Origin of the sequence: Parasulfuritortus cantonensis, assembly GCF_004337445.1 — a bacterium.
Classification (GTDB): Bacteria; Pseudomonadota; Gammaproteobacteria; order Burkholderiales; family Thiobacillaceae; genus Parasulfuritortus; species Parasulfuritortus cantonensis.
Genome location: NZ_SJZB01000019.1, coordinates 1 through 5,193 on the forward strand (window position 1 = coordinate 1; position 5,193 = coordinate 5,193).

5 protein-coding genes and 2 pseudogenes are annotated in these 5,193 nt (G+C 65.4%); 4 read left to right on the top strand and 3 right to left on the bottom strand.

The features are described from left to right. Positions 1–815: 815 nt before the first annotated feature. From EZJ19_RS16265 to EZJ19_RS05605, 3 genes and pseudogenes are all read right to left on the bottom strand, one after another. The gene (locus tag EZJ19_RS16265) at positions 816–971 is read right to left on the bottom strand and encodes a hypothetical protein (RefSeq protein ID WP_240754668.1); all 156 of its coding nucleotides are present in this window, start codon (positions 969–971) and stop codon (positions 816–818) included. A gap of 43 nt (positions 972–1,014) precedes the next feature. Beyond that, positions 1,015–1,691: pseudogene (locus tag EZJ19_RS16685) on the bottom strand (peptidase U32 family protein). Further along, entirely contained in the window at positions 1,664–1,888 is a 225-nt protein-coding gene (locus EZJ19_RS05605) for a TIGR01212 family radical SAM protein (RefSeq protein WP_131445337.1), read from the bottom strand. Before EZJ19_RS05605 ends, EZJ19_RS16685 begins: the two are co-directional and overlap by 28 nt. A gap of 1,342 nt (positions 1,889–3,230) precedes the next feature. On the opposite strand from EZJ19_RS05605, the gene EZJ19_RS16280 reads away from it, so the two are divergent. The 4 genes and pseudogenes from EZJ19_RS16280 (at position 3,231) to earP (EZJ19_RS16780) (ending at position 5,126) form a co-directional block, all read left to right on the top strand. Further along, complete coding sequence (locus tag EZJ19_RS16280; RefSeq protein ID WP_240754669.1) at positions 3,231–3,773, top strand: nitronate monooxygenase; 543 nt, start codon at positions 3,231–3,233, stop codon at positions 3,771–3,773. 70 nt (positions 3,774–3,843) lie between these two features. Beyond that, complete coding sequence (gene earP, locus EZJ19_RS05615) at positions 3,844–4,347, top strand: elongation factor P maturation arginine rhamnosyltransferase EarP (RefSeq protein ID WP_240754670.1); 504 nt, start codon at positions 3,844–3,846, stop codon at positions 4,345–4,347. A 250-nt stretch (positions 4,348–4,597) separates the two neighbouring features. Continuing rightward, positions 4,598–4,699, top strand: a pseudogene (locus tag EZJ19_RS16775) (hypothetical protein); the annotation flags it as partial. A 133-nt stretch (positions 4,700–4,832) separates the two neighbouring features. Further along, positions 4,833–5,126, top strand: a complete 294-nt coding sequence (gene earP, locus EZJ19_RS16780) for an elongation factor P maturation arginine rhamnosyltransferase EarP (protein WP_420813105.1) — start codon at positions 4,833–4,835, stop codon at positions 5,124–5,126. Positions 5,127–5,193 lie beyond the last annotated feature (67 nt).

The following is a 5,193-nucleotide window of genomic DNA, read 5'->3' on the forward strand; positions in this document are numbered from 1 at the left end:
CCGACTGGGTCTGGATGCCGTTCATGGCAGGAAGGGCTGGTCCTCGCGGGTTACAGGGTGAGGCCGTCGGGATGCTCCAGGCACTTGAACTGGCAATCGTCCTTCTGCAGGTTGTAGCGGCGCGCCGTGAAGCAGCGCCCGAATAGGCCAACGGCAGGCGGCCGTACGCGAATACCTCGGTGGCGACGCCGGCGGGCACCGGCATGCCTCGAGCATGGCGCGGTTCATCTCCACCGGGGGCACCCAGCGGAAGGCGCCGGCCTCGGCCAGCATGGCCAGGGTCTCGGGATTGTAGACGTTGAGCGTGGCGCCGGCGACGAAGCCGACGCCGGCCTCGATGCACAGGCGCACGGCGCCGAAATCGTTGGCCTCGACTCGGTGGCGCCGTTGCCGACCAGCTTGCGCATGGCCTTGAGGTCGGATTCCGACTCGACCAGGGGCAACGAGGAGAGGACCACCTCCTTGCCCCGCCCGGCCAGGCGTCGGCGACCTCCAGCCAATCGGCCAGGCGCATGAGATGGCGACGGGAGCAGACCGTCTCGCCCAGGTAGACGATGTCGACCGGCCACCGGCGGCCGCCTCGTAGAAGGCCAGGGTGTCCTCGCGGACCAGTAGTACAGCAGCGGACCAAGGGCGAGTTTCATGGTGCTGGGGGTCGGTGCGGCGGTCGGGCTCATTTCCACGGCGGTAGTAGGCGCCGAGGGTGTGCATGCTGCCCTCGGATACCTTGTCGAGTTGGGCGGTCCAGCCGGCTTGGCGGCAAAATGCCTCCGGGGCCCGCTTGACGGCGTCGATGGCGGCACGCCAGACCGCGGTCACCTGGGCGACGTAGGCGGGGCTGCGCTGCCCCCTTCGATCTTGATGGCGGCCACCCCCAGGCGCAGCATCTCGGCAGCATCGCCATGCTGTTCAGCGGTCGGCTCCTCGAGGGCGTAGTAGGTCTCGCCTCGACCGCGAAGCGGCCCATTCACAGGGTCGGGTAACCGGCCTTCTCGGTATCCGCGTAGCGGTCGATCAGGATCCGTTCAGGCGCGTCTCCATGCCCTGCGCGGTCTGCTGCCAGCGCACGCATGGCCGGGCGAGCAGGCCGAAGGTGTTCGGCGAGTCGCCGCAGGCATACGAGGAGAGCAGGCAGCGGCCCTCGACCATCACGCACAGGCCGCCGAAGCCGAACAGCTCGATCTCGCCCCGGTGTTCTCGATCACGTTCTCGACCTGGGCCAGGGAGAGCACCGCGGCGCAGCACCACGCGCTGGATGCCGAGCGTTCGCGGTAGAAGTTGATCGCCTCGTAGTTGGTCGCCGAGCCTTGTACCGACAGGTGCAGTCGCAGCTGGGGATGGTGCCCGCGGGCATAGGCCATGAGGCCGGGGTCGGCCAGGATGACCGCATCGACACCCAGGCCGGCGGCCTTGTCGACGGCCCGGTGCCAGCGCTCCAGCGTAGCCGGCTGGGAAAGGTGTTGAGGGCCATGAGGACCTTGCGCCCCGCCCCTGGCATAGCGTATGCCTCGGCCAGGCTCTTCTCGTCGAAGTTGAGGCCGGCGAAGTTGCGCGCGTTGGTATTGTCCTTGAGGCCCAGGTAGACGGCGTCGGCGCCCTGGTCGACCGCAGCCTTCAGGCCGGCAGGCTGCCGGCCGGACAGACGAGTTGCAGCAATGATGGTTCAGGCGACATGTTTCAGTTCCGTGCAGGCGCGGCCGACTCGGCTGCCCTGGCGCTGCCGCGTTCCTTCATAGGTTTTCGATACCGTTGAGCACCGGCCACTTGTGCCGCACCACATGGGCGCGAGCAGGATGTCCGCCGAGGCGGTGCCGGTGACACGGTGGAACGACCGATTCGGGGTACGCTCGATGAGGTCGGCGGCGACCCGAATATCTTCCATCAACATGGGCTACTCGCCGTGCCGCCACTGTGCGCCAGCAGGGTGTGCCGGACGATGTCAGCGGTGCAGCTTGAGGCCGTCGGTGCCACCTCGAGCACCCGGTCCAGGGGCGCTGGGTGCATTCGTCTCGCCGGCAGGCCCATGATCAGGTGCGTGCAGATCGGGATGCCCAGGCCGGCTTGGTGCAGTCTTCGGCATATTCCCGAAGCCGTGGCCCGGTTGACCCGTGCCAGGCTCGTCGAAGGCGGACTGCAGGCCAGCTCAGCCACACTCCATCCGCGCGCCCGGTAGCGGCGAGCAGGTCGAGCACCTCGTCGGCCACGCAATCGGCCGGTGCCGACCGCGAGCCGATCATGCCCGGGTAGGCCAACGCCTTCATACAGTTCCCGCAGGCGTTCGGCTTCGTCGTAAGTATTCGGTAGGCCTGGAAGTAGGCCAGGTACTCCGGCCCCGGTACGCCGCCGATACCGTCGCGCCCGGAGGCCATTGCTCGGCCAGGACTGCGCTTCTGGCTGCCCGGCTGAAGGAGGCGTTGTGCAGAAGGTGCAGCCGCCGGTCCCCTTGCTGCGCCCGGTCGGACAGGTGAAACGACGTCCAAGGCGATCTGTGGACCGCTCGCCGTGCTTGGCGAGCAGCCATTGGCCAAAGGTATTGACGACGTCGGATAGCGGCATGGTGAATGATCAGCAAACAGATAAAAAGATACCACGTATTCTAGTATCGGCCATTCCGTTTGCCAACCGCGCGAACGCGTCCCCTCCCGCGCTAACCTGATTAATAGGCTGTCGAATCGAACCGGAAACCCGTATGATGCCGAGTTCTTAAGATTGCCAGTCGCCGACGCTCATTCGTCGACAACGGAGCGAGAGTTAATCGGATATGACGACGAAGTGTTTGATGATTTCCGCCTGAAACTGGGTGCGGCGAGTTGGTGCGGATCATATCGCGGCATGGGGGTGGACATCTCCACCACCGACTTGGCGCTGGTTCCGCCGCCTGGGCGGCATTCGGCCCAATCTCGGACGCCATGCTGCCCACCGTCGCAGACCAGGCGCTACAACACGAAATTCGTCAAGCAAAAACTAAAGAAGTATAATATAACGTTGAAAATACAGACAATCAGAAATAAAATTCGACCTGGGCGAGTCTCGACGAGGCGACCCGGCTCCAGTCGGCAAGCCATGGAAAGCAAGCGCGGTGAAGGCATGATCTTCCATCAACTGCATGGAAAAGCTGACCATGAACGGCCCCCAAGGAGCGCTCAAGGTGCGCCTGAACGCCGCCCTCGACGCCGGCATCGGACGGCATCACCCTGGCGGCCGGCCTGCACCTGGGCTCGCTGGCCCTCATGGAGAGCACCGGCTTCCGCGACGCCAAGATCGGCATCATCGTTTCCTCCCCTGCGCGCGCTGCAGTTGTTCCTGCGCAAGAACGCCCGCACCGGCCGCTGCCCGACTACGTCGTCGTCGAGGTCGCTCGCCGGCGGCCACCTCGGTTTCGGCTGGACGACTGGAACAAGCACGACCTCGCCACCATCAACGCCGAGATTCTCGCCTGGCTGCGTGCCGAGCAACTGGACATTCCGATCATCTCGGCCGGCGGCATCTTCACCGGTAGCGACGCGACCCCGTTTCCTGGACGCAGGCTCGGCGCCGTCCAATCGCCACCCCGCTTCACCGTCACCGACGAATGCGGGCTGCCCGACGAGGTAAAGCAGGAATACTTCAAGGCCAACGAGGAAGACATCGAGGTCAACGGCATCTCGCCGACCGGCTACCCGATGCGCATGCTCAGGGGCAGCCCCGGGATCGGCGCCACGACCCGGCCGAATTGCGAGGCCTACGGCTACATCCTCGACAGCAATGGCCACTGCGCTTATATCGACGCCTAACAACCGCGAGGTCGCGGCACACCCGAACGAGAAGAAGTCAGATCTACGACAAGACCTGCCTTGCACGCACATGCGCAACTTCGACATCTGGACCTGCCCATTAGCCTATCGGCTGAAGGGACACCTCGCGCCAGGACGCCGAGGGCAATTCCAACTCCTGAGCGCGGAACACGTGTTCCGGGACTACCAGTTCAGCAAGGACGGCAAGATCCTCCTGCCTGAACACGGCATGCGGCCCGGATACGACTGGGACCTGTTCTGCGCCGTCGTCGACAACTACGGCGACATCGGCATCACCTGGCGCTTGGCGCGCCAATTGGCCTCGGAGCATCGCCTCCGCGTCCGCCTCTGGGTCGACGACCTGGCCGCTTTCGGTGCCTGCGCCCGGAGATCGATCCGGACCTGGACGAGCAGGCCTGCCAGGGCGTCACGGTCCGCATTGGCGCGGCCGTTCCCCCGCTGGCCGAACCTGCCGACGTCGTGTCGAGGCTTGGCCTGCCATCTCCCCGGTCCTACGAGTCGGCCGATGGCGGAAACGCCGGTCAAACGGTCTGGCTTAACCTCGAATACCTGAGCGCGAGGACTGGTACCGGGCTGCCACGCCCTCGCTTCGCCCCATCGCGCCTGCCCTTGACAAGTATTCTTCCTGCCCGGCTACGTGCCGGGTACCGGGGGCGTGCTCAAGGAGTCCTGGTTGGTGGCGGCACGGACGACCTGCGTGCCGACCCGGCCGCACAGGCCGCGTTCTGGCGCCGCTTGGCGGTGCCGGAGCCGAGGAATCGCGGATTTCCCTGTTCAGCTACGAAAACACGGCCATCCAGGGCCTGTTCGAGACCTGGGCGACGGCCCCGAGCGGGTCCGCTGCCTGGTTCCCGAGGGCCGCCGCTGGCCGACGTGGCGGGCTTCTTCGGCGGCCCGCCGTGGCAGCCGGCGAGCAACTGGTACGCGGCAACCTGGCCGTACAGGTGTTGCCGATGCTGTCCAGGACGACTACACGCCTGCCTGCTCTGGCTGTGCGACTGCAATTTCGTGCGCGGCGAGGATTCCCTGGTCCGCGCCATGTGGGCGGGCAAACCCCTGGTCTGGCAGGCCTATCGCCAGGAAGACCAGGCCCATTGGCCGAAGATCCATGCCTCCTCGACCTGCTCTGCGGCGACCTGGACCCCGGCGACGCGGATGCCCTGCGGCCCTGTGGAGCGCTTGGAACGACATGGCCGGAGCCGGTCCGCCTGGCCGAAGTTTGGCACCGGCGCCCGGCCTGGCTGGCCAGGCTGGACCGCTGGCAGGCCCAGTTGGACGGGTCGGCGACCTGGCCACCAATTTGTGAAATTCTGTAATGAAAAATCCAAATAAAAAGTTATAATTATCAGCTTTTTACGACCCCAATTTTCTCAGAGCAGATCATGAAAATCGCACAGGA